This is a genomic window from Segeticoccus rhizosphaerae (genome assembly GCF_009192725.1).
GTDB classification, from domain to species: domain Bacteria; phylum Actinomycetota; class Actinomycetes; order Actinomycetales; family Dermatophilaceae; genus Segeticoccus; species Segeticoccus rhizosphaerae.
The window spans coordinates 1-2,182 of sequence record NZ_VOHR01000459.1; the positions used below are offsets into that span (position 1 = coordinate 1).

Below are 2,182 nucleotides of genomic sequence, written 5' to 3' on the forward strand. Positions count from 1 at the left end.
CGAACGCCGCCGGGTCTCCCCGGCGGTGCGGGCGGCTCTGCGGCAGACCGCCTGGGCACTGGCCCGGATCGAGGCCGGCCACTACGGCACCTGCACGGTCTGCGGCGCCGCGATCGACACCGACCGATTGCGGGCCTGCCCCACCGTCGGCACCTGCCGGGCCTGCGACCACCCGGCGCAGCGTCACTGCCGGTGAGCCGGTCAGCTGGTGGCGGTCAGCAGCCGCAGCGCGTGCGGTGCGAGGGTGAGCACCTCCTGCGAGCGGTGGGTCCTGGCTGCTCCTGACGGGTCGGCGCCGGTGGGGTGGGTGGTGTCCAGGCAGTCGCTCCAGCACCGGCCGTAGTCGGCGCCGGGGAGGGTGAACGCCTGCTCCTGGCCGGTGGGGTTGACCATCAGCAGGAAGGAATCGTCGCGGATCCGGTGGCCCTGGGCGTCGGCCTCGGGGATGCCGGCGCCGTTGAGGAACACGCTCAGGGCGTGGGCGTGCCCGGAGGTCCACTCCTGGTCGGCCATCGGCTCCCCGGCCGGGGTCAGCCAGGCAATGTCCTCCGCGCCGGTGCCGCGCACCGGCCGGCCCTGGAAGAACCGGCGCCGGCGAAACACCGGGTGCTCCCGGCGCAGCCGGACCAGCCGGGAGGTGAACTGGGTGAGGTCGGTGAACCGCGCCGCGCGGTCCCAGTCCACCCAGGAGATCGGGTTGTCCTGGCAGTAGGCGTTGTTGTTCCGCCCTGGGTGCGGCCCAGCTCATCCCCGGCCAGCAGCATCGGCACCCCCTGGGACAGCAGCAGCGTAGCCAGCAGGTTGCGCACCTGCCGGGCCCGCAGCGCCAGCACCTGCGCATCGCGGGTGGGGCCCTCGGCCCCGCAGTTCCAGGAGCGGTTGTCGTCGCTGCCGTCGCGGTTGTCCTCGCCGTTGGCCTGGTTGTGCTTGCCGTTGTAGGAGACCAGGTCGGCCAGGGTGAACCCGTCGTGGGCGGTGACGAAGTTGACCGAGGCGTACGGGCGCCGGCCGCTGGACTCGTACAGGTCACTGGAGCCGGTCAGCCGGGAGGCGAACTCCCCGACCGTGCCCGGCGTGCCCCGCCAGAAGTCCCGCACGGCGTCCCGGTAGCGGCCGTTCCACTCCGTCCACAGCGGCGGAAACCGGCCGACCTGGTACCCGCCGGAACCCACGTCCCACGGCTCGGCGATCAGCTTGCGCTGGGAGATCACCGGGTCCTGCTGGACCAGGTCGAAGAACGCCGCCAGCCGGTCCACGTCGTGGAACTCCCGCGCCAGCGCCGCGGCCAGATCGAACCTGAACCCGTCCACGTGAATCTCGACCGCCCAGTACCGCAGCGAGTCCATGATCAGCTGCAGCGACACCGGGTGCCGCGCGTTGAGGGTGTTACCGGTGCCGGTGTAGTCCATGTAGTAGCGAGGGTCTTCCGCCAGCCGGTAGTAGGTCGGGTTGTCGATCCCCCGGAACGACAGCGTCGGGCCCAGGTGGTTGCCCTCTACCAGCGCTACGAGCAGATGATCGCCTCGAGGCGCTGGCAGGACCTGGCCGCCGCCGGCGCCAACGCGCAGCGGCCACTGTGGGCCTCCACCGGGGTGAAGAACCCCGCCTATCCCGACACCATGTACGTCACCGAGCTGGTCGCGCCGGGCACCGTGAACACGATGCCGCAGGCCACCTTGGAGGCCGTGGCCGACCACGGCCAGGTCCGCGGCGACACGGTCACCGGCACCTACCAGCAGGCCCGTCACGTCCTGCAGGAGCTGGAACAGCTCGGCATCGGCTACACCGAGGTGGTCGACCAGCTCGAGGCCCAGGGCATCGAGAAGTTCACCGACGCCTACACCGCCTGCAGGACAGCATCCACACCGCCGCCACCGAGGCCCAGTCAACCCAGTGAGCAATCGGCCCACTGCTGCGCCCGTGTCGCCCTCAGCGCCCCGATCCACGAGGGCTGGCCGGTCGGTGGGGAGCCCGGGCCCGGCTGGTTGACCCTCGGGCTCGAGGCTCTGGCTCGAGGTCGTGGCTGGTCACGGGCGCATTCGCGGCTGGTGGTGGCGGACCTGTTGGGCGGCGTCTTGGATGAGTTGTGCGGGCAGGCGGGGCTGGGCGGCGCGTCGGCACCGCCGGGCGTAGGCCTGGCTGGCGCCCAGCAGGGCGGCGAGGTCGGCACCGCCCAGCCCCT

At 72.1% G+C, this 2,182-nt stretch carries 1 protein-coding gene and 2 pseudogenes; 2 read left to right on the forward strand and 1 reads right to left on the reverse strand.

Annotation, left to right across the window (positions count from 1 at the left end; genetic code table 11):
- Nucleotides 1–196 (forward strand): annotated as a pseudogene (locus tag FRW57_RS23590) (TraR/DksA family transcriptional regulator); the annotation flags it as partial.
- A 5-nt stretch (nucleotides 197–201) separates the two neighbouring features.
- On the opposite strand, the pseudogene FRW57_RS20585 reads toward FRW57_RS23590, so the two are convergent.
- Nucleotides 202–1,496 (reverse strand): annotated as a pseudogene (locus FRW57_RS20585) (glycogen debranching protein); the annotation flags it as partial.
- Between the two features lie 18 nt (nucleotides 1,497–1,514).
- On the opposite strand from FRW57_RS20585, the gene FRW57_RS24930 reads away from it, so the two are divergent.
- Nucleotides 1,515–2,182: transaldolase family protein (locus FRW57_RS24930; RefSeq protein WP_338055397.1), on the forward strand; the 668-nt coding region annotated here is incomplete at its 3' end.